Origin of the sequence: Neptunicella sp. (assembly GCF_048268085.1) — a bacterium.
In the GTDB taxonomy this organism is placed as follows: Bacteria; Pseudomonadota; Gammaproteobacteria; order Enterobacterales; family Alteromonadaceae; genus Neptunicella.
This window is the reverse complement of sequence record NZ_JBLWWF010000001.1, coordinates 115,046-140,101: the sequence shown is the minus strand read 5'-3', so window position 1 is coordinate 140,101 and position 25,056 is coordinate 115,046. Positions and strand designations below refer to the sequence as shown.

20 protein-coding genes are annotated in these 25,056 nt (G+C 44.5%); 15 read left to right on the top strand and 5 right to left on the bottom strand.

Going from position 1 to position 25,056, the window contains the following annotated elements:
* Nucleotides 1-164: 164 nt before the first annotated feature.
* A complete protein-coding gene (locus tag ACTD55_RS00645) occupies nt 165-1,586 on the top strand; it encodes a sodium-dependent transporter (protein WP_438862365.1) in 1,422 nt (473 codons plus the stop codon).
* Nucleotides 1,587-1,658: 72 nt separating this feature from the next.
* On the opposite strand, the gene ACTD55_RS00640 is transcribed toward ACTD55_RS00645, so the two are convergent.
* Nucleotides 1,659-2,432: a DUF2884 family protein gene (locus ACTD55_RS00640; protein WP_438862364.1), complete on the bottom strand. Its 774-nt coding sequence runs from the start codon at nt 2,430-2,432 to the stop codon at nt 1,659-1,661.
* Nucleotides 2,433-2,793: 361 nt separating this feature from the next.
* Here ACTD55_RS00640 and ACTD55_RS00635 point away from each other — a divergent pair, with 361 nt between their 5' ends.
* Both ACTD55_RS00635 and ACTD55_RS00630 read left to right on the top strand, forming a co-directional pair.
* Nucleotides 2,794-2,985, top strand: coding sequence for a hypothetical protein (locus tag ACTD55_RS00635; RefSeq protein WP_438862363.1), 192 nt, complete (start codon nt 2,794-2,796; stop codon nt 2,983-2,985).
* A gap of 148 nt (nt 2,986-3,133) precedes the next feature.
* Nucleotides 3,134-4,261 carry a MalY/PatB family protein gene (locus ACTD55_RS00630; RefSeq protein ID WP_438862362.1) on the top strand — a complete coding sequence of 376 codons (1,128 nt, stop codon included), beginning with the start codon at nt 3,134-3,136 and terminating at the stop codon, nt 4,259-4,261.
* Between the two features lie 91 nt (nt 4,262-4,352).
* On the opposite strand, the gene folE is transcribed toward ACTD55_RS00630, so the two are convergent.
* On the bottom strand, nt 4,353-4,907 hold the full coding sequence (folE, locus tag ACTD55_RS00625) for a GTP cyclohydrolase I FolE (protein ID WP_438862361.1): 555 nt from the start codon (nt 4,905-4,907) through the stop codon (nt 4,353-4,355).
* A gap of 165 nt (nt 4,908-5,072) precedes the next feature.
* Between folE and ACTD55_RS00620 the strand changes: the two genes are divergently transcribed.
* The gene (locus ACTD55_RS00620) at nt 5,073-5,795 is read left to right on the top strand and encodes a DUF2982 domain-containing protein (protein WP_438862360.1); all 723 of its coding nucleotides are present in this window, start codon (nt 5,073-5,075) and stop codon (nt 5,793-5,795) included.
* Here ACTD55_RS00620 and ACTD55_RS00615 read toward each other — a convergent pair.
* On the bottom strand, nt 5,792-8,869 hold the full coding sequence (locus tag ACTD55_RS00615) for a 7TM diverse intracellular signaling domain-containing protein (RefSeq protein ID WP_438862359.1): 3,078 nt from the start codon (nt 8,867-8,869) through the stop codon (nt 5,792-5,794). The two genes, ACTD55_RS00620 and ACTD55_RS00615, sit on opposite strands and share 4 nt — an antisense overlap.
* Before the next feature lie 98 nt (nt 8,870-8,967).
* Between ACTD55_RS00615 and ACTD55_RS00610 the strand changes: the two genes are divergently transcribed.
* From ACTD55_RS00610 to ACTD55_RS00590, 5 genes are all read left to right on the top strand, one after another.
* Entirely contained in the window at nt 8,968-10,074 is a 1,107-nt protein-coding gene (locus ACTD55_RS00610; protein ID WP_438862358.1) for a PQQ-dependent sugar dehydrogenase, read from the top strand.
* 81 nt (nt 10,075-10,155) lie between these two features.
* Nucleotides 10,156-12,459 carry a DNA topoisomerase IV subunit A gene (gene parC, locus ACTD55_RS00605; RefSeq protein ID WP_438862357.1) on the top strand — a complete coding sequence of 768 codons (2,304 nt, stop codon included), beginning with the start codon at nt 10,156-10,158 and terminating at the stop codon, nt 12,457-12,459.
* Between the two features lie 17 nt (nt 12,460-12,476).
* On the top strand, nt 12,477-13,079 hold the full coding sequence (locus tag ACTD55_RS00600) for a DUF2238 domain-containing protein (RefSeq protein ID WP_438862356.1): 603 nt from the start codon (nt 12,477-12,479) through the stop codon (nt 13,077-13,079).
* A gap of 155 nt (nt 13,080-13,234) precedes the next feature.
* A complete protein-coding gene (locus tag ACTD55_RS00595) occupies nt 13,235-13,765 on the top strand; it encodes a sigma-70 family RNA polymerase sigma factor (protein ID WP_438862355.1) in 531 nt (176 codons plus the stop codon).
* Nucleotides 13,762-14,463: an anti-sigma factor gene (locus ACTD55_RS00590; RefSeq protein WP_438862354.1), complete on the top strand. Its 702-nt coding sequence runs from the start codon at nt 13,762-13,764 to the stop codon at nt 14,461-14,463. Before ACTD55_RS00595 ends, ACTD55_RS00590 begins: the two co-directional genes overlap by 4 nt.
* Nucleotides 14,464-14,505: 42 nt before the next feature.
* Here ACTD55_RS00590 and ACTD55_RS00585 read toward each other — a convergent pair whose 3' ends face one another.
* Nucleotides 14,506-17,859, bottom strand: a complete 3,354-nt coding sequence (locus tag ACTD55_RS00585; protein WP_438862353.1) for a mechanosensitive ion channel domain-containing protein — start codon at nt 17,857-17,859, stop codon at nt 14,506-14,508.
* Between the two features lie 229 nt (nt 17,860-18,088).
* Here ACTD55_RS00585 and ACTD55_RS00580 point away from each other — a divergent pair, with 229 nt between their 5' ends.
* Genes ACTD55_RS00580 through ACTD55_RS00565 form a run of 4 tightly spaced genes read left to right on the top strand, consistent with a single transcriptional unit; the run spans nt 18,089 to nt 22,421 of the window.
* On the top strand, nt 18,089-19,675 hold the full coding sequence (locus ACTD55_RS00580; protein WP_438862352.1) for a DUF4331 domain-containing protein: 1,587 nt from the start codon (nt 18,089-18,091) through the stop codon (nt 19,673-19,675).
* Nucleotides 19,676-19,686: 11 nt separating this feature from the next.
* On the top strand, nt 19,687-20,196 hold the full coding sequence (locus tag ACTD55_RS00575; protein WP_438862351.1) for an Ig-like domain-containing protein: 510 nt from the start codon (nt 19,687-19,689) through the stop codon (nt 20,194-20,196).
* 48 nt (nt 20,197-20,244) lie between these two features.
* Nucleotides 20,245-21,318 carry a tetratricopeptide repeat protein gene (locus tag ACTD55_RS00570; RefSeq protein WP_438862350.1) on the top strand — a complete coding sequence of 358 codons (1,074 nt, stop codon included), beginning with the start codon at nt 20,245-20,247 and terminating at the stop codon, nt 21,316-21,318.
* Nucleotides 21,319-21,320: 2 nt separating this feature from the next.
* Nucleotides 21,321-22,421, top strand: a complete 1,101-nt coding sequence (locus tag ACTD55_RS00565; protein WP_438862349.1) for a HupE/UreJ family protein — start codon at nt 21,321-21,323, stop codon at nt 22,419-22,421.
* 229 nt (nt 22,422-22,650) lie between these two features.
* Here ACTD55_RS00565 and ACTD55_RS00560 read toward each other — a convergent pair whose 3' ends face one another.
* Complete coding sequence (locus tag ACTD55_RS00560; RefSeq protein ID WP_438862348.1) at nt 22,651-23,799, bottom strand: HD domain-containing phosphohydrolase; 1,149 nt, start codon at nt 23,797-23,799, stop codon at nt 22,651-22,653.
* A gap of 144 nt (nt 23,800-23,943) precedes the next feature.
* Here ACTD55_RS00560 and ACTD55_RS00555 point away from each other — a divergent pair, with 144 nt between their 5' ends.
* Both ACTD55_RS00555 and rraB read left to right on the top strand, forming a co-directional pair.
* Nucleotides 23,944-24,666: a 1-acylglycerol-3-phosphate O-acyltransferase gene (locus ACTD55_RS00555; RefSeq protein WP_438862347.1), complete on the top strand. Its 723-nt coding sequence runs from the start codon at nt 23,944-23,946 to the stop codon at nt 24,664-24,666.
* A gap of 32 nt (nt 24,667-24,698) precedes the next feature.
* A complete protein-coding gene (rraB, locus tag ACTD55_RS00550) occupies nt 24,699-25,046 on the top strand; it encodes a ribonuclease E inhibitor RraB (RefSeq protein WP_438862346.1) in 348 nt (115 codons plus the stop codon).
* The last annotated feature ends 10 nt before the right edge of the window (nt 25,047-25,056 follow it).

Here is a 25,056-nt window from a genome sequence, read left to right as displayed (position 1 = left end):
TAAAGCCCTCATAACTTGTAAAACCTTGATTACAACCCGTAATCTGCGCCAATGTTCACAACGATAAGGACATTTTGTAATTGGCCTGTTAACATCCGGCTCTACTTAATTAACTAATAATAAGTAATCAACACCCGTTGATTACCATAATAAAGGAAGTTGTCATGAGTGCTCCCCGCGAACAGTTTGGTTCTCGTTTAGGCTTTGTACTTGCCGCCGCAGGCTCCGCCGTCGGAATCGGTAACATGGTGGGTTTTCCGGTTGCTGCAACCAAAAATGGCGGTGGTGCATTTTTGCTCATTTATGCGCTATTTGTGGTACTGGTATGTTTACCCGTAATGTTGGCCGAAATGGCGGCAGGACGTCGCAGCCGCAAAGATCCCCTAGGAACTTATAAAACCATTGCGCCTGGCGAAACCCACTGGATGATTGCCGGTTGGTTATCGATTTTAACCCCCTTTATGATTGGGGTGTTTTATACCGTAATTACCGTTTGGATCATTGGTTACTTGTTTCGTATTGTCGAAGGTAATCTAAATGAATTAGCTGATCCTGCAGCATTTGGTGCCTTTATTAATAATACGGATATATTTATTTATATGGCTGTAGTGGCGGGAATTGTATTTTTAATCCTGCAAGGCGGGGTTAAACAAGGCATCGAAAAAGCAGCAAAAGTCTTGATGCCCGCATTATTTTTTATGCTAATTGCACTGGTGATTTTTGTCCTGACACTGGATAACGCATTTGCCGGTGTGGAATATTATTTGATTCCGGATTTTAGTAAAATCAATGCGTCTGTGGTCAGTGCGGCACTGTCCCAAGCCTTTTTCTCTCTGTCACTGGGTATGGGTATTATGATTACCTACGGTTCATACTTAGGACGTGAAAATCCCGTTCCCGGTTCAGCCAAGTTGGTGGCTCTAACCGATACCGCTGTGGCTTTTATCGCCGGACTCATGGTATTACCCGCGGTATTTTCGTTTAACCCGAATACCAATACGGCTGATTTAAGTGACTCCTCTATCGGAATGATTTTTACCTTCCTGCCTAAAATATTTTTAGCCCTGCAAACCACTATTGGTTATACCGGCGCCAGTGCCGTTGCCGCGATTTTCTTTTTGCTCGTCTTTTTTGCGGCGATTACTTCATTGGTATCGATTATTGAAGTTCCTAACGCAGCCTTGATGAGCGAAACCGGCTTAAGCCGCAAAAAATCCTTGGGTGTATTAGGTGTATTGATGGGTGTGTGCACTGTGATTGCCGCCACCTCGTTCGGCATGTTTGACTGGACAACGTCGTTCACCAGTTACGCCGGTGCCAATAAGTCTGTATTCGATATTATTGTCGATGTTTTCTATGACACCATTTTACCTTTCAATGGCTTACTGATCTGTTTATTTGTGATTTACCGTTGGAAAAGACATAACTTTAATCAAGAACTGGAAGCCGGTGATCCGGGTTATAAAGGCAGCTTTTTCGAAAAATATGTTAACTTTTCGGTGGGTACGTTTATCCCTGTGATCCTGTTTTTGGTCTTTATTAATACTGTGGCGTTAAAATATTTTGGTGCCAGTTTAATCGGCTAAGTCCTGTTACAAACCTACACAAAAAAGGTCGGAATTGTTCCGACCTTTTTTTATTGTATTAACTCGTTCAACCTACATGCTGTGACGGCTGCGGTACTCTGACACGTCAATCATGTCCAGTGTTTTCAGCTCCGGAATCGACTCACTGATTTGGGTTTCAATTGTATTAATGCCTACCAATGCGTAGCATATTTGATCGGCTTGCTGTTCAATCTTTTCACCGCGAAACTCCATTTCATGTTCAATGGTCTCGCCAAATTCATCCATTTTTTGCTCAAAACCGTCAGTGTCACCACTAAACAACATTTGTTTACCCACGGCTATCATCAGGCTCCCCATAGAGCGTTCTACCAATGTTTCAATTTTGTCTTCAAAACGTTTTTCAAAGGCATTGCCAAAATCTCCATCGTCAAACTGGCTAGAATCAAAACGGATTGAACCGTCATCAGCATAAAACTGTTGTTTCATGTCTTTACGCAAATTGCCAAATTCTTCCGTTAGATCCACGACCAGTTGGTCGTCTTCACCCAGTAATCGGGAAAATGCCAAACTGACACCATCACCGGCCATCGATACTGCCTCTAGTGCAATATCTGCGACTTGTGGAGCCAGGGTGGTGATACCACTATGATATTGTTGAATTAGTTTTTGTTGATCGGCGTTCAGTGTTAAGGCTTCACCATCGATCCAGGTTTGTTGACCATCCATTGTGACCTTACGATGATCAGTCAACTCAACCGTTAACTGGTTCTTTTCCAACTTAACCTGACCATCAAAATTGACATCACATTGATGGGCGAAAGCACTGCTACTCAGTATTGCTGTGGCTAAAATTACGGTACGCATTATGTTGTTCCTTATTAAGCATCAAAATTGAGACTATTGGCTCATCTGCCACAGATACTGCAAAACTTAATCCACAATTGAATAAATGCTATTTTTCAATAACTTACTTTGTTTTAAATGAAATATCCCACTTGTTCAACGATCACTATATTAGTCAATAAAACGATTAAATAGCGATTTTAACCAGATTATACAACTACGTTCGGGTATGCGATTTCCCCCCAACCAGCGTGTGCGGTCACACTCGCGGGATAAATTGATTACTTTTTTACGCTTTCAGGCTAATCCTCAGGACTTTTTTGGTGCATAATAGTAGGCAGGTCTGTTGATCGTTAATATTCACTGTTAAAAAGGTATACACATGAGTACTTGGCCTGAAGCCTTTGTTTTTGGTGCGATGTTAGTCGCATTCGTGTTGGGATTAACCAGCATAATCATGAGCTTTTTCAAGCTTCCGGTAGGTCCGGAAGAAAGCGTTAAGCGTAAAATCGAATATGGCTTTTTCGGGATTGCGGGCATCGTTATCAGTATGGTACTGGCCTACGCCATCTAAATTCGCTCATTGTTAACGATTAAGGCGCTTTGAGCGCCTTTTTGTTTTTGGCATATCTGGTAACGGATTAATCTTGTCGAATTAAACCACTTTTTGTTAGTTTATCTATCTTCATTTTCAACTGATTAACTCAATTTAAGGACCATCCATGCATTTTGATCAGGTTGCAGATCGCCAAGGCACCTTTGCCTATAAATGGGAAAAATATAAAGGTAAAGATATTCTGCCTTTATGGATTGCCGACACTGAATTTAAGTGCGCTCAACCCATTCTGGATGCCTTGCAGCAGCGAGTTGAACATGGCCTGCTTGGCTATACGTTACCGGCGCATCATGCACCGGCAATTGAAGCGGTAGTTAATTGGTTAGCGCGACAATATAACTGGCATATTCAACCGGAATGGCTAGTCTGGACACCCGGTGTGGTTCCTGCGTTTAATACCGCGATTAAAGCCTATTGCCAAGCTGGTGATAAAGTAATGGTGCAAACCCCTAACTACCCGCCATTATTAGCCGCACCTGGCATTAATCATTTGGAAAAAGTAGAAATTCGCACCATTGAGCAAGATGGTCGCTGGACACTGGATCTTGATCAGCTGGAACAACAGGCAGCCGATCCGGCCTGCAAGTTATTTATTGTTTGTAATCCGATGAATCCGGTAGGGAGTGTATTAAGTGCCGATGAACTGGATACTATTGCCGATATTTGTCAGCGCCATAATGTATTGCTTTGCAGCGATGAAATTCATTGCGACCTGATTCTAGACCAACAAGCCAAACATATTCCGGCAAGTAAACTCGAGGCTCTTAAACACCAGTCGGTCACCTTAATGGCGGCCAGTAAGACCTTCAATATTGCTGGTTTAGGTACTTCTTTTGCGATAATTCCTGACACTAAGTTGCGTAATCAATTTAATTTAGCCGCTCGCGGCATCGTGCCATGGGTAAATATTTTAGGTTTAGCGGCCACCGAAGCCGCATTTACTCAATGTGATGACTGGCATCAGGCACAGCTTAACTATCTGCGCGCTAATCGCGATTATTTAGTTGAGCACATTAATCAAATTGATGGATTACAGATGAAGGCTCCCCAAGCCACTTTTCTCGCTTGGGTTGATGGCAGCGGATTAGGGGTAGAAAGTCCACAGCGCTGGTGCGAAGACAAAGGCGTGGGACCTTCACCCGGTGTGGATTTTGGCAATAATCAGTTTATTCGCTTTAACTTCGGTTGCCCGCGCAGTTATCTTGAACAAGCCATAGAGCGCTTAGGCAACTAAATTTCTTGGGTGAGGCCCGCTTTCAGTCAGTGTAGACCGTGCCGCAGCAATGCGGCACGAAAAACACTGGATGGCGTTAACTAAACCAACCTTATTTACCAATCAAACGTAAAAACTCTTCTCGACTGGCTTGTGAATTGCGCATGGCGCCTAACATCACCGAAGTGACCATCGATGAGTTTTGTTTCTGTACTCCGCGCATCATCATACACATGTGCTTGGCTTCCATAATCACCCCAACCCCTTTGGCATTGGTAACAGAAAGAACCGCATCCGCAACTTGCTTGGTCAGATTTTCCTGTATTTGCATCCGTCTGGCATACATATCAACAATACGAGCAAATTTGGATAACCCCAGTACTTTTCCGTTGGGAATATAGGCAATATGACAATGTCCAATAAAAGGCAAGACATGATGTTCGCACAAAGAATACAATTCGATATCACGGATGATGACCATTTCATCAGTATCCGATTCAAACACCGCACCATTGACTATTTCAGTTAAGTCTTGCTGATAGCCACCGGTCAAAAACTGCATGGCCTTGGCCGCTCTTTTGGGCGTATCAACTAACCCTTCGCGGTTGATATCCTCACCTAACAGGCTGATAATCTGTTGATAATGCTGTTGTATTGCTTCACTCATTAGTATTCTCTTTACAAACTCATGCTTTAACCGAAATGTAACATAATAAATGACAACTCAGGATCACTAATCGAGCCACATGAGCGATAATATCTTTAAAACCTACTACCAGCGATGGTGGAAAACTGACTGCCGCCGTTGTCTGCAGATCCGTATGGCAATTTTATGGGGTATTATTATGTATATTTTACTGGCATTGTTCTGGTGGTAATGGATAGCATCTATATTGGTTCACAGGCTAAACGTAACAGCCTCACCACATTAATTATTTCTGTGTTACTGATACTCGCCGGTTACCTCTGGTTATCATGGTGGGGTGGCAGTTTGACGTTGCCCGGCTATTTTATTATTGCCGCCGGCATTGTTGGACTGTATATCGCCTGGAGTAAGATGAGTCAGCCGCCCCACAGTTTGATCCTGCATCGGGATTGTTTACATTATCAGCATAAATATGGACACTGGAAACTGCAATGGCAGGATATTCAGCGCGTTGATCAGCCCAGACAACACAATGGACTCAACCAACATTCTCTCAATTTTTTAGCCATTAAACTAAAATCCAATCAGTCAGTCCTTAGCAGTATTTCACTGCGTCTGGCGAGCAACTTGCTACTGCAACAGCGCCATTTATTGCTGCACGGTGACGACGAAAACTGTGCTTCCGGTCAATGTTATGCCGAAAACCTACTTGAAAAAGATACTTACACCACGGACTCCGGGATGCACTTAACTGGCATACAAGCCATGTTTGCTCAACGGATGCAGCGACTCAGAAAAAATTTAGGTTACGATTTATTTATTGAGGCCAATGAACTGGATCGGCCAATTGACGAAGTGGTGTCACTTTTGCGTCAATGTATCTCAGCTAAAGCGCTGGACGATTGTTAATCTATTAACTGTTTCCCCTGTTCGAGTACGCTAGTGCATTCAAGATTAAACTCGACAAGATGCTGCTGTGCCAAGGCATGATTATTCTCTTTCAGTGCCACTTCCATCTTCATGCATAATGCCTGTAATTTAGGTACCCCGGTATAACAACACAAGCCATGTAATTTATGCACCGCTTGCTGAAAAGCGGGATAATCCTGCTTTTCAGCAGGTGTATTAATGTGTTGCTGTAATTCAGGTAACTGGTGTAAAAAATCCTGCAACATTTGAGTGGCTAATTGCTGATTGGAATGACTCTGTTGCAAAGCCAGTTCCCAGTCTACCGATTGTACATTGGGCTGTTCCGGCAATTGGCACCAGCGCTGAATCAATTCCAGCAATGAATCTAAACCTATGGGTTTAGGCAGATAATCATCCATGCCCGACGATAGCAGCTTTTCCTGTTCCTCTTTAAACACATGGGCGGTTACGGCCACAATAGGGGTACCGTTATTTAAACCGGTTTGCCGGATCAATCTTGCGGCCTGTAAGCCATCCATATTGGGCATTTGCAAATCCATCAGGATCAAATCAAATTCTTCTTTTTCACAACGACTCACAGCGTCTTGTCCACTTAGGCTGGTGGATAACTGTACTGGTGATGATTTCAACCAGGTCGACAACAGGCGCAAGTTAAATTCCATATCATCTACTGCCAATAGCTTAATATTGGGCAAATGGCTGAGCAATGACTGAAATTGAGTCGTGTCCTGTTGGGGTTCAGGATCAAACAACTTGTCTAATTTAGAAACCATTAATGGTTTTTCCAGACAATGCATAAATACTTCGCGTAAGTAATGATTTGGCGCGGGTTTAAGACGACTGGGGTAAAGCAAAACCTTGTTAGCCGCACCGATTTGTTTAGCTTGACTAATCTGTTGCTCGGTTAGAATCGAGTTGGTCCCCCAAAATAAAAAATCGGCCTCAGCTTGCTCTGTCGGTTCAACAATAACAGCCCCAAGCTGAGTAAATAAATCAACAATCGCTTGCCGTGCAGGTTGATAGGGTTCAACGACAGCAATACGCTTGTTCTTCCATTGACTGCGTTGATTGTCCCGACCTTGTTCGTTAAGGATTTGTGTCCGGATCGTCGCGGTAAATTCGCTCCCTCGGCCAATCTCACTTTCCACCTGAATATGGCCATGCATTAATTGGGTGAGCTGCTGACTAATCACCAAGCCCAATCCTGTTCCCTGATATTCTTTGTTGAGCGTATCGTGCACTTGACTAAACGCTTTGAACAGCACTTTTCGCTGATTAGCACTAATACCAATCCCGGTATCCTGCACCTTAAATATGAGCCACATTGTGCCGTTTTCTGCCTGACAAATAACGTTAAGTTTAACGTGCCCCTTGGGAGTAAATTTAATTGCATTGCCAAGCAAGTTAGTCAGCACCTGACGAATACGCGATGCGTCGCCCATTAGCTTGTTTGGCAACTTATCGCTTTGGAAAATAAATTCCAGTCGTTTATCTTGTGCCGTTTTGGCCATTAAACCAATCAGTTCATTCAATAATTGCTCGGGGGAAAAGGGTTCACTGTTAACCTGTAATTTACCCGCTTCTATTTTTGAAAAATCCAGCACATCGTTGATGATCGACAGTAAGTTAGTCGCTGCAGTATTCACAATACGGGCATGATCTTGCCTGTCGGCATCACTGACTGAACTTTGCAGCTCTTTACTAAAACCTAAAATAGCATTGAGTGGAGTACGAATTTCGTGACTCATGTTGGCCAAAAATTGGGATTTAACCTGACTGGCACGAATAGCGTCTTTACGGGCGATATCGAGGTGGGCATTTTTTTCTTCGATCAACTCCAGATTATGCCGCATCTCACGGGTATAACTGGCAATTTCATTTTCCATTTCATAACGACTTTTTTCCATAATCGCCATAGAAAACAAGGCGGCTTCACAGCACACGCCCACCTGAAAACAATACGTGGTTATTTGATTGGAAGGCAAAATACCTAATAAGCCTAATAAGCCAACAAAGGCGCTGGTAAGTAAAATACTCCACGCAAAAATAAAATAACGGGCGGGTAAATAGGGATAAGCATAACTTTCAAAACCGGCCACCAAATAGCTGGTAATAGCAACAATACTGACCACATAAACCAGAATATTATGCGTTGATTGCTCAAATACATTAAGTAAAGACAAAACGGCCAATACCAGTAAAGCCAAACAAATCAGACGAACAAAACGATAACTGCGCACTGCTGTGCGTTTGGCATTCAAAAAAGTCAGGGTAAACATTGCGGCACTTAAGCCAACCCATAAAAACAATATATCAGTATGCATATTCAACCAGCGACTAATCGAACTGGAAAATAGCATTTGAATATGTCCGCCCCACACAAACTGCCATAACATGATCGACAAAATATACGTCACATAGGCCAACGAAGATAACTCTCGGCGCTCCACATACATCACCACACTGTGAATCACCAAAATGAGCAGAGCCCCATAGAACAAGCCCCAAAATAGCGAATCAAGCATAATCATTTGGGTATGATGTTGTTGAGTTTGAATATCGATAGGAACAATACGACTGACCGTACTGGATTGAACCCGGATAAATAAATCCACGGGTGTGGCATCGGGCAGATTTAATTCCATCGTCGGTAAGCGGTACTGATGATCGCTGGCTAACTTACCTTGCTGAAGTTGTTTAATCAGCACACCTTCGCCGTTGACCAGATAAAAATCGACGATATCATTTTGCGCATAAGCAATATCAACAACCCACTTGGCAACATCAGTCACATTACTCAGGTGCAAGTAAAACCACAGCCCTTTCTGAGTGAAACCAAAATTCTGGTTATTTCCAAGTGGCCATTCAAATTGATCTTTACGTTGAATTATCTGATTAATATCCAACGGCCCGTCCTGTTCGTGCAGGACTTTAAAGTTACTGGTAACACGCAAGGCTTCGTGAGTATTAATTAACTGGACTGTAGTTTGCGCCGCACAAGGCAACACACCACCAATCAATAACAGTAAGGATAAGCACCAGCGTTGGAACATTAAGCCATCTCGGATATAACAATGGTCAGTATTAAAGCATTGCTGATAGCGGGCTGGCAATGCTATGTTGACAGCAATCGATCTTCAGGGAGAACACTATGTCTATTAAAAAAACATTTATTACACTGGTAAATGTCACCTTACTTATAACGGCCTGTTCAGGCTATGCGTTGACTTTGGATAAGCTTACCCTTCCGGCAGGCTATAAAATAAGTGTTTACGCTGACAAGGTTAACAATGCCCGGCAGATGGCACTGGGCGATAATGGCACCCTTTTCGTTGGTAGTCGCGAGGCCGGTGTGGTGAATGCCGTTATCGATAGCGATGGCGACTATAAAGCCGATAAGGTGATTCAAATTGCCAGCAACTTAAAAATGCCTTCCGGTATCGCCTTTAAAGACGGCGCGCTATATGTGGCTGAAGTTCATCAAGTACTCAAATACGCCAATATAGAGCAACATTTGCAACAACCCGGCAAGCCGGAAATCGTTATCGACGGTCTCCCTACCGAAACCCATCATGGCTGGAAATATATCGCCTTTGGTCCCGATAATATGCTGTATGTGCCGGTAGGCGCACCCTGTAATATTTGTGATCCGGATGAAAATTATGCCGCTATTTTTAAATACAATCTGACTAATGGGGAACGTCAGGTCGTCGCTCGCGGTGTGCGCAACTCAGTCGGTTTTGACTGGAATCCACAGAATAATGAATTTTGGTTCAGTGATAATGGCCGCGATATGATGGGCGATGATATTCCCCCATGTGAAATCAATCATGTAACCGAAACAGGACAACACTTCGGTTATCCCTACTTTCATGGCGGTGACATTGCCGATCCGGAATTTGGAGACGGTAAATCTGCTGCGGATTATCAGCCCCCCGCGCTAAAAATTCAGGCTCATTCAGCGCCATTAGGTATTCATTTTTATCGCGGTGAAATGTTTCCCGACCTGAAAGGTAAACTGCTGATTGCCGAACATGGTTCGTGGAATCGCAGTAAAAAAGTGGGTTATCAGGTAACCGTAGCCGACCTGAAGAATAATCAGATTATCGATAATCACCCTTTAATCAGCGGTTGGTTACAAAGCGATGAAACAGTCTGGGGACGTCCGGTCGCATTGCTGGAATTAAAAGATGGCAGCTTACTGATATCTGATGATTTCGCTAATGCAATATATAGGGTAACCTACCAAGTAGAATAGAAGTCCAAATAATATAAAAATAATAGATCCCGATGCGCTACGCTTGCTAGCGCAGATTAACCAGCAAATTATGACGAGTTTATGAGCCAAGAGATAATTATCAGTTCAGATGGTATCGAACAGTTACCACTAAGTCGCTTTACCGAAGATGCCTACCTCAATTACTCCATGTACGTCATCATGGATAGGGCCTTACCCCATATTGGAGACGGATTAAAACCGGTACAGCGGCGTATTATTTATGCCATGTCTGAACTGGGTTTAAACGCCAGTGCTAAATACAAAAAATCCGCCCGGACAGTGGGTGATGTATTAGGTAAGTTTCATCCTCATGGTGATTCGGCTTGCTATGAGGCTATGGTGCTAATGGCACAGCCCTTTTCTTATCGCTATCCACTGGTCGATGGCCAGGGCAACTGGGGGGCGCCGGATGATCCTAAATCCTTCGCCGCCATGCGATATACTGAATCCCGATTATCCAAATTCAGTGAAGTATTATTAGCTGAAGCCAGTTTGGGCACGGTGGATTGGGTGCCTAATTTTGATGGCACCCTGGATGAACCCAAAGTGTTACCGGCACGCTTGCCACATATATTATTAAACGGAATCACCGGTATTGCCGTGGGGATGGCCACCGATATTCCGCCGCACAATGTGCGTGAACTAGCCAACGCCTGTGCCCATTTACTGGATAACAGCAAAGCCGAATTAGCCGATATTCTTGAGTTTGTCCAAGGACCTGATTATCCCACAGATGCGGAAATCATTACCCCTAAAGCCGATATACAAAAACTATATGAGACGGGCCGTGGCAGCATCAAAATGCGCGCGGTTTATTCTCAGGATAACGGTGATATTATTGTTACCGCCCTGCCACACCAGGCTTCCGGAGCCCGTATTCTGGAACAGATTGCGGCCCAGATGCAGGCGAAAAAGCTACCTATGGTCAGTGACTTACGTGATGAGTCGGATCATGAAAATCCAACCCGACTCATTATCACTCCCCGTTCCAACCGAATTGATATTGACCAGTTAATGCAACACCTGTTTGCTACCACCGATTTAGAGAAAAACTATCGGGTTAATATCAATATGATTGGTTTGGATGGACGTCCACAGGTGAAAGACTTGCGGATGATCCTGAATGAATGGCTGGTGTTCCGTAAAGATACAGTAGTGCGCCGTCTGCAATTTCGTTTAGATAAAGTCTTGGCGCGGTTACACATTCTGGAAGGCTTAATGGTTGCCTTCCTGAATATTGATGAAGTGATCCACATTATCCGAACCGAAGACAAGCCTAAACCGGAACTCATTGCCCGGTTTGGTTTAACTGATATTCAGGCTGAAGCCATCCTGGATTTGAAATTACGCCATTTGGCTAAGCTGGAAGAATTTAAGATTAAGGGTGAGCAGGATGAACTGGCCGCCGAACGAGATAAATTACAACTATTACTTGGCTCGGATCAGCGCTTAAAAACCTTAATCAAGAAAGAAATTCTGCAAGATGCGGAAACCTATGGCGATGACCGTCGCTCGCCTATCGTGGCCCGAGGTGAAGCCAAAGCATTGTCTGAGAAACAACTGGTGCCGTCAGAAAGTGTTACGGTGGTTCTGTCGCAAAAAGGTTGGGCCCGTTGCGCTAAAGGCCATGATGTAGATGTACAAGGCCTAAGCTACAAAGCCGGTGACAGTTATCTATGCCATGCCAAAGGACGCAGTAACCAGCCTGTCGTCTTTTTAGATTCGTCCGGCCGCACATTTTCTTGTGATGCACACGCTCTACCCTCGGCCAGAAGTCAGGGAGAACCGTTAACCGGACGTTTCAATATCGTCGGTGGCGAAACCATTGAACACGTATTAATGGGTAAAGAGAACCAGCAATACTTAATGGTGTCTGATGCCGGTTACGGTTTTGTCGGTCAATACGACGATATGGTCAGTAAAAATAAAAATGGTAAAGCCTATTTATCATTACCCACAGCCGCAAAGGTGATGGCACCTCAATTGGTACATAATCTTGAAACCGACTGGTGTCTGGCCATTACTACCGAGGGTCGGATGCTAATGTTCCCCCTTAAAGATTTGCCTAGTTTGGGTAAAGGTAAGGGCAACAAGATCATCAATATTCCTTCGGCGAAAGCAAAATCCCGGGAAGAATATGTCAAAGCCGTGGCAGTGGTCCCCGAAAATGCATCTATCAAAGTCCTGGCGGGCAAACGTGGCATGAGCCTAACTCAGAGTGATCTTAGCCATTATCAAGGTGAACGTGGGCGTCGTGGTAATAAACTCCCCCGCGGCTTACAACGAGTAGACGGTATTGAAGTCGAATACAACCAGCCGGATGAACTACTTCAAGGCGATAATGATGAACCTGTTATTGAATAAACAGGCGCCATAGCAACGTGCTAAACAAAGGTTCGCTGTGGTGGCTATCGGTCTATTTCATCGTACTGATATGGTCCGCGATTGCCCCCAAAGACCTATTCACCTGGTTTTTGGAGGTCATTCCCGCCCTGATTGGGCTGGTTGTTCTCGCCTTAACCCGCAAGTCGTTCCCGCTAACGCCGTTGCTATATGTACTGTTATTGATGCACTGCATTATTTTAATGGTTGGCGGGCATTATACCTATGCCGAGGTTCCGTTGTTTGATCACCTCAAACACTGGCTGGATCTTGAGCGTAATAACTACGATAAACTGGCCCATTTTATTCAGGGATTTGTGCCCGCGGTGCTCGCTCGCGAGATCCTAATCCGCAAAAATGTGGTGCCTTCCAGCCATTGGCGTAATGTGATTATCCTGTCACTTTGTCTGGCCTTTAGTGCGTTGTACGAGCTGATTGAATGGCAAGTTGCCGTGGCAACCGGTGAATCAGCCGACGCCTTTTTAGGCACCCAGGGATATATATGGGATACGCAAAGCGATATGGCCTTAGCGTTAATCGGGGCTATCAGCGCGTTAGTAACGCTCTCATACTGGCATAATCGCCAACTTAAACAACGATAAAATTGTCCGTGCCGCCACTCAATACGGCATGCTGGCAGCCCATCCCGCTTAGCTTATGAACATTTTCAATATTACTGCTACAGTCATGCATCCAATATGAGTTTTTCATCGTAATAGTATTAGACCGATGACAATCCCTAACCAAGTGAGTTTTGATGGAACATGAACAACTACTCAAATTATTAAGTTCAACTGCCCAAGGAGATAAACACGCTTTCGCCAAACTCTATCAGGCAACAAGCGGACAACTTTATGCAGTAGCCTTAAAGATGCTGAATCAAAAAGAGTTGGCGGAAGAAGCATTGCAAGAAGCTTATGTGCGTATTTGGCACAATGCGGCAGATTATCAGCAAGGTAAAGGTACGGTTTTAACCTGGATGATCAGTATTATCCGTTACCGTGCTTTGGATTTAATGCGTTATAAAAAAGTACGAAAAGAAGAAGAACTGACGGATCAACATATCGACACAACCGCCAGTATGCCAGTGATCACGGACGCGGAACACCAACAGTTAGAGAAATGTATGGACGAACTGGATGAGCAACAGAAACAGGCAATCCATTTAGCCTACTTTAACGGATTGTCGCACCACGAAGTCGTTAAACATCTAAATTCCCCGCTAGGAACCATTAAGAGCTGGATCCGTAGAGGCTTGCAAAGTTTACAGAGGTGTCTTGCAATATGAATTATAACGCTGAAAATTTACGCAATGCGCTCGCCGCAGAATATGTATTAGGCACCTTACGAGGTAGAGCACGAAAACGCTTCCAACAATTGATTATGCAATTTTCCAGCATCCGCGAAACGACTTGGATTTGGGAACAACATTTAAACGGTCTAGGGACCCAACTAACTCCGGTCGAGCCTGATGCAGGTGTATGGCATAAAGTGGCAATCTCGCTTGGTCTTGATAATCAATTAAATAAAGCTGAGGTCATCCCATTACCTAACAAGCACAACAAATTATGGCTAGGCTTAGCCTCGCTAGCCAGTGCAGCTGCTATTGTACTCGCGGTTTTACTGTGGCGAGTGGATGCACCGGCGGTTTTGCCCAATACGCAGCAAGTAGCAGTCATGCAATCTGAAAATGCCGATACTTTATGGTTGATTGAAATAAGTCAGGACAGTATTGAAGTTCAGGCAACCTCGCAAATCACGCGTCGAACTAACAATGACTATGAGTTGTGGATGGTAGCCAAAGATGGTCGCCCACCTATTTCGTTAGGTTTACTGCCACAAAGCGGCCGCATCTCGTTGCCCAAACATAAGCTGTTTGACCAGTTGGATATCGCGGCGCTGGCCGTCAGTTTAGAACCGCTGAACGGTTCACCAACTGGCACTCCGACCCAAGTACTGTACACGACCAAACTGGTCACAATTTGATTCTGATCACTTAACCGGAGGCGATAGTGTCACTCTCGGAGATTACTCATCGCCATCCTTATCAGTTGTTTCTTGATTGCTAATAATATGCACGTCTCGTTGTGGGAAAGGAATATTGATATGATGCTCCTTCAGGGTCTGATTGATCATACTATTAATATCGTGAGTCACAGGTAATCGCTTCGCCGGGGTCGATACAAACACGCGTACTTCAAAATCCAGCGAGCTGGCGCCATGATTGATAAAGAACACATTAGGCGCCGGTAATTTCAATACGTCGGCATGGGATTCAATCACCTTCATGAGCAAATCACGCACCTGTGCAATATCTGACCCATAAGCCACGCCAATATTTAATACGATCCGCGTTACGGCATCATTCAACGTCCAGTTGGTAACATTTTCAGTGATAATAGATTTGTTGGGTAACAACACTTCACGGTTGTCAAAATCGGTCACCGTGGTAGCGCGGATTTTAATATTACTCACCGTTCCACTCAGATTACCGATGGTGACCGTATCGCCAACCCGGACCGGACGTTCAAATAGAATAATCAAGCCAGAAACAAAATTTGCGACGATTTCCTGTAAGCCAAACCCCAAACCTACGCCGAGCGCCGCAACTATCCATTGCAATTTCGACCAATCAATACCCAGTTGACCCAAGCCGATAACAATACCCAAGCCAACCAACACATATCCCATGATCGTCACGGCGGCATAACGTGCACCGGGATCAAGTTTAAAGCGTTCAAAAAAGCCTACTTCGAGAATACCGCGCATATTTTTGGCCGCAACAAATCCGCCAAACATCAGTAATAGTGCGACGATGATATTCCATAAAGTCACACCGGAGGATATCTCCACACCATCCACCACCTGCACCCGCTGCCACAGCACGATGTCATCCACTATGCCTAATGCAGGTAACAGGGGTTTCCAGATAAACCACAGACAAACCAGAAAAATGACTGCAGACAAGCCCATCAATATGGATTTAGTCTGTTTACTTACATCATCAGGGTCGGCTGCCACGTGAGGTTTATTAACCGGCATAGCATCGCCGCTGGCATCGGCTTCCTGCTTCTTGTTGCGCTGTAATTCTTTTTCTGCACGACGGGCTTTTTGTCGTTTTAAGGAAAATCGGCGATACGCCACTAAAAAGACACGCATCAAAATACCATACAGAATGGCGGTAAAGATCAACACGACTCCCGACAGGAATAATTTGGATTGCAGCGCCACTGCCGTATCGAAAAAGCCAAACAATGGAAGTAAACCAATCAGTAATGGCGAGGCGACCACCACAGGAAAAGAAACAATGGTTAGCAAGGTCGCCGGGGTGTCCCCCACAATACTTGAGGCCACTCCGCCTTTAGGTTTAAAAAACGCCAAACAAAACAGTGAAATACCGACCGAGCCGACAATAAATGCCAGTCCTGCCACCCCATAACGTAATTCCACTGCATCACCGGCCATAGCTAAGGCAAACACCAGTGTTGCCCCACATTGTAACCAGACAAACCACGACAAGATGCCTCGTAGTTTTTCTCTTGCGGTCTCACTCCAGCCAAAATGCCCGACAAAGATACCGTTCTTACGACACATGGAACGGAAAAAGAGTAACACGAGCGATAACGATGATACCGCTCCCAGAGCAGTGCCAAGGGCGCTGGAAAAGCTACCGGGTTGCGAACCGATGGATAGTCCACCGGCAATAGTGGCAATAAAAATGGGCAAAGGTAATGCCAATAACAAGGTTTCAGCCAGCGCTAATGGGGTAGCCCAATAGGTATCTTTTCCTACCTTACCGACCCGCGCAATTAATTGCCCCAAAGAGCGTTTGACCATGGGTCTGGCGGCAATGATCGACACTGGCAACATTAATAATACAATGGTCAGCAAAATTGATTTTGTTAGCCCGCTCCATAAATCACTGGCCGCTTGCCACCAGGCTGAAGGATTCAGGATCCATTTCGCACTTTCCCGCAAGTTATGCCACACATTATCGGCAAGCCCCGCATTGGATGGGAGCCAAATCAGTCTTCGATCCAATAATGTTGTCAGTTCCTCGGTGCGCGATATTGCTTCGGTTATCACCATTTTTTCTTCTGTGAGCCTGTCGGTACTGGCAATTGATGCATCAACAAGCTGGCGCAATAGTTCAACTCGATCCTCAACCAGTTTTTTAGCCGAATTAATATCTTGTTGGCTAAAATCCCTACCCGAGTCATGTTGTTTAAGTAAGCTTACAGCCGCATCCTCTGGCGCAGATAAGTTACGTAACCGCTCTTGCCACAGGATCAGATTAAGTTGTTGACGAATCGCAGACTCTTTAATGTATTCGAGGCGTTTCTCTAAAGGACCCAGGCGAGGCAATCGCGCCTGCAATTGGCGCAATAACACGCCAAGTTCATCGGTTAAACTACCTGTCGCTAACACTCGCTCGACGGTTTCGGCCGATTGCTGCAAGTCCACGATCCGCCCGCGTAATCGAGCTGTACTATCTTCCTTCTGCGGATCTTGGCTAATTAATTCCTTTAAGCTTTTGGCTAATAACAGATTTTCCTGACTAATCGCAGCAAGTGCATTATTCCCCTGACTGGAATCCAAGGCTTGTTGAGAAGCAGCAACAGCCTGTGTCGCTTGTCCCATTCTGCTCTGTTCCAGATAATCCTGTACGCTGGCAATCCGTTTTTCACCCAACCTAACTTGTTCACGTACCAATCCTAACTTGGCGGCAGTCAATGACTTTCTGGCTGGCAATGTCACCACTTCCCTTTCAAAGTCGCGAATAGTCGACTGGAGTTTAAAAATTTTGGCTTGTTGCTCCAAATAGGTAGCTAGTTCATTGAATTCCTGCGGTTGCGGTTTCACATCAGACACGCCTTGATTGAGAGTATCCAAGGTATTTCTGGCTTCCACCAATTGTTCACCAATAACTTGAGAGCGGGAATTCAACGCGGTTTGTTCATCTTGCAAAGCAGCAAGATCGGTTAATAGGGCATTTTGCTCGGCCACCATCACTGCCAGTTCATTCGAGCGCTGCTCCGTTGAACCGCTGTTGATTGGCTTAATATTCTGTTTGGCCAACTGACTGGTTTGCGCATTGAGGGCAGCTAAACGATGATTGGCCTGTTTTACCGAATCTTCATATCCGTCTACGGTATCGCGTCGCTGACGCGCCTCATCAATTAACTCTTGTGCGCTAGCAAGCTGTTGATTTAATTGCTGCTTTTTATCCGTCACCAACTGGCTATCTTGTTCTATTTGATTACTGAGCTGCGCGATTTGCTCACTTAGAGATTGCCCTGAATCCTCTTGTCCATACACTAGGGTGCTGCACCCCATAATGCTCAAAAAAATTAACAGCATAATTTTAACTGTAATGCGCATTTGCCAATCCCATTTCAATATCCGTTGCTGACTCAATGTCATTGCTCTTTAGCCACTAGCTTAACTTAATCTTGACCTAATTTAGCTCCCTTCAAAAAATTTTTTGCATCCAATCTGCTTTCTCGATCGTTTGGCTTAATGACCCGGTATCACTTCTCTTAATTTAAGTGGTCACTTTACAAGGTGTGATTAAGAGAAATGAAATGACTTAACTACGCAGGAAAATATTATGAAAACGATGCAACTAAGCTTAATCGCTGCGATTATAGGCAGCACTATTATCACCTCTTCGGCTTCTGCTTCCAGCCACCGCGAGGCACCTAATATCAGTCGTATGCCAGCACTGGATTCCACCGACTTTTACGCCTTTAACAGTTATGAACAAGGCAGAGGTGATTATGTCACCCTAATTGCCAACTATTTGCCATTACAAGATGCTTTTGGTGGCCCGAATTATTTTGCCCTTGACCCCGCCGCAGTTTACAGCATTCATATTGATAATGATGGTGACGCCATTGAGGATATGACCTTCCAGTTCCGTTTCTCGAGCATGCTAGCTAATGATAATCAAGGTGTGGCATTGATGGTGGGCACTGACGGTGAACAAAAATCTATTGCAGTGCCACTTAAAAATGTCGGGGCCGTCACGGCAATGGATCAATCAGCCGCGAATTTCAGCGAATCCTATACCTTAACGGTTGTCGAAGGACCTGAACGAACAGGCACTGCAACAGCATTAACCAACAGCACAGCGGGAGGAACGCTATTCTACAAACCCCTTGATAACATTGGTGATAAAACCTTTGCTGAGGGCTATGAGGCATACGCCGCGCATTTTGTTTATGAATTTTCGATGCCCGGCTGTGACCAAATGGGCCGCGTTTTCGTTGGTCAACGTAAAGACCCCTTTGTGGTTAATTTGGGTAAAACCTTCGATTTGGTCAACTATGTCCCGGTAGAAGGCGACAGTGCGGGTGGTGCTGGCGATGGAGCAGGTTTCCCCGGCGGTATCACTCAGTCGGCAAATAATGATGCATTGAAAAACAAAAATGTCACGGCATTATCGGTAGAAGTACCTAAACAATGTATCGTCGGCTCTGGTAACGGTAGCGTAGGAACCTGGACGACAGCCAGCTTACCGCAAGCCCGAATCCTTAATCCTGACGCGACCTTCAGTAAGCCGGAAGTCAATGGTGGTGCGATGACGCAAGTATCGCGTTTGGGTAATCCGTTGGTGAATGAGCTAGTAATTGGTCTAAAAGACAAAGACAAGTTCTCCACCTCGCAGCCTGTCAATGATGGTCAGTTTGCCGACTATTTGACCCATCCAAGTTTACCGGAACTATTAAACATTCTGTTTAAAGATGCGGTTAATCAGACGCTGGGAACCGATATTCAAACATTGGCTCCCACTAATTTCCCCCGTACAGATTTAGTTACCGCCTTTTTAACCGGTTTTCCAGGGGTTAATCAGTTATCAACTGTTACACCTTCGGAAATGTTAAGACTTAATACGTCGATCGCAGCAAAACCTGCAGCCATGCAATCAACCTTTGGTGTCGCGGGTGACGATTTAGCCGGTTTTCCGAATGGTCGTCGCCCGGGGGATGATGTTGTGGATATTGCCTTACGCGTGGTAATGGGACGTTTATGTTATCCCATTCCGGTCAATGGTGAAGATACCGATCTGGGCTTGTGTGCTCCTGAAGATGCTAGCGTTGGTAACGTACCCTTTACCGATGGCGCGCCAGTCAACGCCTCGATGATGATGGATAGCTTCCCTTATCTTGCCACGCCTGTTTCAGGTTCAAACTAAGGAGCAATAAGATGAAATCTTATCTATATAAAATTTCGCTGTTTGCTTTAACCAGTTCAGTCATCCTAAGTGGCTGTAATGGCTCGGATGATAATAATTCATCAATGCAAACCAATATGCCACCCACCGCGATTTCGATTGATTTAGTGACCGAAGCTGACACACCAATTATGGATAGCGTGCAGGCAACCGATCCTGATGGTGACAGTTTAACCTATATGGTAGTGACCGATCCCAATCTAGGTATGTTGACCTTGCAAGCCGATGGTTCATTTACCTACACCCCAGCAGCGCAGCAAACGGGCTCGGACAGTTTTACCTATAGCGTTAGTGATGGCAAAAATGGGGCAGTCAACGCCACCGTAAACATCACTATCGAAGCGCAACAGGTAGTGGTATCCACATACAGTCGACAAGCTTTTGAGCAGCAAGCCAGTGATACCCCCTTGCCAGTAAATGGTCGTGAGTTTACTCAGGATGTGCAAGATCCAGGGGCCTATGACGACTTGTTAGTCGAATAAATTTCAATCCTTTCCTCGGCCACGGACGGCCTTTGTGGAGAACAACCAATGCATATTAGATGGATAATAACATTCGCTATTGTGGCAACGATGGGGGTAAACATCCGGTTAGCAAACGCGCAAGTTTATACGCCTAAATCAGCAGATGAAGTTGTGGCAAGTTGGCCGAATATTATTAATGACAGTACTGAGCAAACGACTAATTTAACTTTTATTGCCCAACTCATTCATCAAGGACAATATCCGGGGCAATCCAGTCAAAGTTACGGGCGGGCCAAAGCGTTACTTAAACCCTTCATCGAACAGAATGAGTTTAATCCTCAAGCCTGGTATTTATGGGCGCGAGTATTACAACACCAACACCATTTTGACCAAGCTCAACAAGCGTTGCGACGTGTATTAGAGAATGACCCAACCAATATTAATAGCTGGTTACTCAAAGCCAACATACATTTGGTGTCCAACCAGCCAGAACAAGCTAAACAAGCTTGTTTACAATTACTGGGCAAAGCCGACATGTTTACCGTGTCGACTTGCGCCCTTGAGGCAAGTAGCTATCAGAATAAATTACGCAGCAGCTACCAACAGTTACTCAATATAAAACAGCAGACTGAAATAAATGACGAGGCTAGCCGTTTATGGGTCACCCAAATTCTCGCAGATATGGCCGTCAGATTAGATAATCCCAAACAAGCGGCGCTTCTGCTGGCCAATGACGACTTGCTCAGCATGCCACTTAGCTATCTGGTGCAATGGGCAGATGTGCAATTATCATTGCAGCACTATCAGGCTGTTCTAAGTCAGTTAACCCGTGTAGCCGAGCAACAAAACTTTATTGATGATGCCTTGTTGTTACGTTTGTCTATTGCCGAAAAACGCGCCTCAGCCACTCCGGCGACAACATGGAAACAACAATTTACCCGTCGAGTGGCGTTACGTGAACGCCGTCAAGATCAGAGTCACGCGTCGGATTTGGCGCGCTTTTATATGGATGTAAGCCCTAACCAACAAAAGGCTCAATATTGGGCAAGAATCAACTGGCAAGATGCCAAATTGGTGGCGGATAAACATCTGCTGGACCGCGCCCAGATGCCAGAGACTTACCTTCCAACGGGACAATAACTATGCAACGGATATTACTCTGTTTAATTATGTTACTAAGCAGCTTTAGTCTTTGTGCCCATCAAATGAGCACGGCTTATATTACCGCTTCAATTGACCAGCAAGGTCAAGTTAATGGTGAATGGCAAATTCGACTATTTGATTTAGAACAAGCCGTGGGCTTGGATCAGGACAAAAATGGTCAATTATTGTGGAGCGAAGTACAACATCAACAAACGGCTATTATCGATTACTTATATCAAAACCTGACCATCAAACGCTCAAATCAGAGTTGTGATTGGCAACTTTCATCCACCATGCAAATTGCCCAACACTTTAATGAAGGCTACCTGGTACTGCCCATTCAGGCACAATGCCCAGCCACTGGAATATTCAACATCGATTACCAGGCAATATTTGCTGAAGATGCCGATCATAAGTTGTTGCTTAACATTAGTGCCAGCAACAATCAGATCAGCCGAGTTATTTCAGCTGAACAACCACAGATCAGTTTTGACCTTAGTCAGAGTCAGTGGTTTGCCAGTACCATAGAATATATCTATCAGGGTATGTTACATATCTGGATTGGTATCGATCATATTCTGTTTTTAATGGCGTTACTGTTAACTTGTGCATTACAACGCAAGAATAAACGTTGGGTTGAAATCAGCCAAGTCGGTCAAATATTCCGAGATACCGCTTTAATTGTCACCACATTTACCATCGCCCATTCTATCACCCTGACAACGACTGCAATGAACTGGATTAACCTGAGCAGCCGCTGGGTAGAACTGGGAATTGCCATTTCAGTTTTGCTGGCCGCCTTAAATAATATTAAGCCCGGTGTGGTTAAACTGGGTTGGTTAACCTTTGCCTTTGGCTTATTGCATGGGATGGGATTTGCGTCGGTATTAGCCGAGGTAGGATTACCCGAAAATCAAAAATTACTGGCCGTATTAACCTTTAATATTGGGGTAGAAATAGGCCAACTGACAATTTTGGCCATTGTGGTACCGATATTAATAATGTTACGCAGCAAAACTTGGTATCAGCGCTACGGCGTAACCGCAGCCTCGTTGATGATAATGCTATTTGCCGCCCAATGGTCAATTGAGCGGTTTTAACGATTCATTATTTAATTAGCCTGAGTTCGGGATAAGCCGCGCCTCTCGATAACGCTCTTTTTGCGCCTAGCGGTGTTGGGTTTTCTAGCAATAGCCAGCTATTACGTACGAAAACCCGCCTTGCTATCCACAAAAATGTCGTTGCCGAGTAAGTATCAGATAGGATGCAAGCAGAATTTTATTCTAAATAATTGAATTTATTCAGTTATTTAAATTACAACGACACTTCTTATCCCGAACTCAGGTTAATTAATAATTTGCTCATGGATGCATTAAATATTTTCATCCATTTTTTACAAAATTGACCATCAGCGACTTTATTGATCTCAATCACGGCGCGTTTTTTAGGACGGGTTAAATGAGTTTCATAAGCACGGGAGTGAGTAAGTGCATCAAACGTATCGACAATGGCTAACAGTTTGGCACCTTCGCATATTTCACTTCCTTTTAGCCCCATGGGATAACCGGTCCCATCCATTCTTTCATGATGCTGAATGACTATTTTACGCGCTTCATTCCAATAATCTAAATGCTCAAGTAACTTGGCACTTTTAAACACATGAGAACGCATTAAATTAAACTCGTTTTGATCCAGAGGATCGGTTTTATGCAGCAATGACAAGGGCATAAATGCCATACCAAAATCATGCACATAACAGGCAACAGCTAGTTGCTTTTCATCAATGACCTTGCCGGCCTGACTATTGAGAAATAGCGCTAGTTTGGCAATCCGATCACACCGCCCCTGCCAATATTGTGAACGTTGTTCAACGGGCTCCATCAGTTTGCGGAAAAATAAAATATCAGCCTCTTGCTCTGAGTCGAACTCGTGGGTAATTCCCAAATCATCAATGGCTTGGGACTCATTCTGTAATTGGTTCTCATGCTGTTGTTCATCAGGGCTGACATCCAAAGAAGGATCCAGTAACAACACCGATTCAGCAAGCAATGTCTCATGCTGGGCAACATTATCCGGCGTAATACGCCCGATCTGCACATTTAACTGGTTATGCAAATTTTCATCATAACTGGCCTGGCCATTTTGAATACAGCTTTGCACAAAGATCTTGACCCTATCCATGGTCAATAACACTAAGTCACTCATGGTACTGGTATAACTAATCTGGCCTTTACGCAAAAAGTCGAGTAAATCCTCAACACGCTGTAAAAGTGGCAACATGGGTGAAAAATTGACTAACCCCAAGTCGCCTTTAATGGTGTGAATTGAACGAAACAGTGCTCTTTGTAATTCGTTATCGGTGGGTTTTATTTCCAGCTCGATTAGGGTTTGCTCACTGGCCTCATACAGCTCATTAATTTCTTCCAGCAATTCTTCCAGTACATCTTCATCAAGCTCGTCGTGTCGAAAAATCTGCATCAATGTTTATGTCCATTAGTCAATTTGAGTCGCGATGTGATTAATTTGATCAATCTCAATGTCGGCCGATTTTTACTGATCAGACATGCATAAGATGAAAAAGTCAGTATAATCAATCGCGTTTTTATACCGAAGAGTTTCATTGTGATTGCCCTAGTTCGCGTACCCATTGTTGGCCTGTATTTTATACTGATCAACCTTTTCCTGATACTGGTTTGCCTGTGCCGACCTTTTCATCGTAACAATGTATATCTGGCTGGCAAGCTTTACAGCTCAGTCATTCGTTTATTTGGTGTAAAACTGAAATTCAGGATCCCTGAGTCGGTCAACAATCAGGGGCCCTTTGTGTTTATCGGCAATCATCAGAATACATTCGACATTTTTTCGGTTTGTGGCGCTGCCAGACCTGGAACGGTAACGATAGGTAAAAAAAGTCTGAAATGGATACCCATTTTTGGCTGGGTGTATTGGTTGTCAGGCAATATTCTTATCGATCGGCAAAATAGCAATAAAGCTCACGGCACACTAGAAGCCGCGGCCAAGAAAATTCGTCAACGACGCTTGTCTGTTTGGATGTTTCCCGAGGGCACTCGTAGTAATGGACGCGGATTATTACCCTTCAAGGCAGGTGCATTTCGCTTAGCCCAATTAACCAAAGAGCCGGTAGTCATGATCTGCGCCAGCAGCTTAAACAATATTAAAATCAATCGCTGGAATAACGGCACCGTACTGGTGGAAGTACAAGAACCCGTCGAATTGGATGATAGTCGCAGTACCAAAGAATGGGCTAAATATTTTCATCAGCAAATGGATAGTAAGATTAACCAACTGGATGCCGAAGTCGCCAGTATCGATAAAGCCCGTTAAACTCCGTTTAACCATCAGCACAAGGCCATTATATGAGCACTGAATTACAAGAGTGGTATGAATTCAATCAGGAAACTGTCGATGCTTTATTGGAAGATGGCAGCAACCCCGATGCAACCTACAACATCGAATATCATTTTGCCGGTGACGACTTTGATCGCCTCGAAAAAGCCGCTGTAGACGCATTTAAAGCCGGCTTTGAAGTAGGTGATGCGGAAGAACTAACACTAGATGATGGTGGCACTGTTTTATGCTTTGATGCCACAGTAGAACGCAAACTGGATATCGACAGCCTTAACAAGGACACCGATACCCTGCTCCGTATCGCCACTAAACATAACGTGTATTATGATGGTTGGGGCACGCATTTTATTGAGTAATCCCTGCACA

Bases quoted from the DNA above. Each gene is read 5' to 3' on its own strand.
- ACTD55_RS00645 (WP_438862365.1), top strand. From the start codon at position 165: ATGAGTGCTCCCCGCGAACAGTTTGGTTCTCGTTTAGGCTTTGTACTT.
- ACTD55_RS00640 (WP_438862364.1), bottom strand. From the start codon at position 2,432: ATGCGTACCGTAATTTTAGCCACAGCAATACTGAGTAGCAGTGCTTTC.
- ACTD55_RS00635 (WP_438862363.1), top strand. From the start codon at position 2,794: ATGAGTACTTGGCCTGAAGCCTTTGTTTTTGGTGCGATGTTAGTCGCA.
- ACTD55_RS00630 (WP_438862362.1), top strand. From the start codon at position 3,134: ATGCATTTTGATCAGGTTGCAGATCGCCAAGGCACCTTTGCCTATAAA.
- folE (WP_438862361.1), bottom strand. From the start codon at position 4,907: ATGAGTGAAGCAATACAACAGCATTATCAACAGATTATCAGCCTGTTA.
- ACTD55_RS00620 (WP_438862360.1), top strand. From the start codon at position 5,073: ATGGGGTATTATTATGTATATTTTACTGGCATTGTTCTGGTGGTAATG.
- ACTD55_RS00615 (WP_438862359.1), bottom strand. From the start codon at position 8,869: ATGTTCCAACGCTGGTGCTTATCCTTACTGTTATTGATTGGTGGTGTG.
- ACTD55_RS00610 (WP_438862358.1), top strand. From the start codon at position 8,968: ATGTCTATTAAAAAAACATTTATTACACTGGTAAATGTCACCTTACTT.
- parC (WP_438862357.1), top strand. From the start codon at position 10,156: ATGAGCCAAGAGATAATTATCAGTTCAGATGGTATCGAACAGTTACCA.
- ACTD55_RS00595 (WP_438862355.1), top strand. From the start codon at position 13,235: ATGGAACATGAACAACTACTCAAATTATTAAGTTCAACTGCCCAAGGA.
- ACTD55_RS00590 (WP_438862354.1), top strand. From the start codon at position 13,762: ATGAATTATAACGCTGAAAATTTACGCAATGCGCTCGCCGCAGAATAT.
- ACTD55_RS00585 (WP_438862353.1), bottom strand. From the start codon at position 17,859: ATGCGCATTACAGTTAAAATTATGCTGTTAATTTTTTTGAGCATTATG.
- ACTD55_RS00580 (WP_438862352.1), top strand. From the start codon at position 18,089: ATGAAAACGATGCAACTAAGCTTAATCGCTGCGATTATAGGCAGCACT.
- ACTD55_RS00575 (WP_438862351.1), top strand. From the start codon at position 19,687: ATGAAATCTTATCTATATAAAATTTCGCTGTTTGCTTTAACCAGTTCA.
- ACTD55_RS00570 (WP_438862350.1), top strand. From the start codon at position 20,245: ATGCATATTAGATGGATAATAACATTCGCTATTGTGGCAACGATGGGG.
- ACTD55_RS00565 (WP_438862349.1), top strand. From the start codon at position 21,321: ATGCAACGGATATTACTCTGTTTAATTATGTTACTAAGCAGCTTTAGT.
- ACTD55_RS00560 (WP_438862348.1), bottom strand. From the start codon at position 23,799: ATGCAGATTTTTCGACACGACGAGCTTGATGAAGATGTACTGGAAGAA.
- rraB (WP_438862346.1), top strand. From the start codon at position 24,699: ATGAGCACTGAATTACAAGAGTGGTATGAATTCAATCAGGAAACTGTC.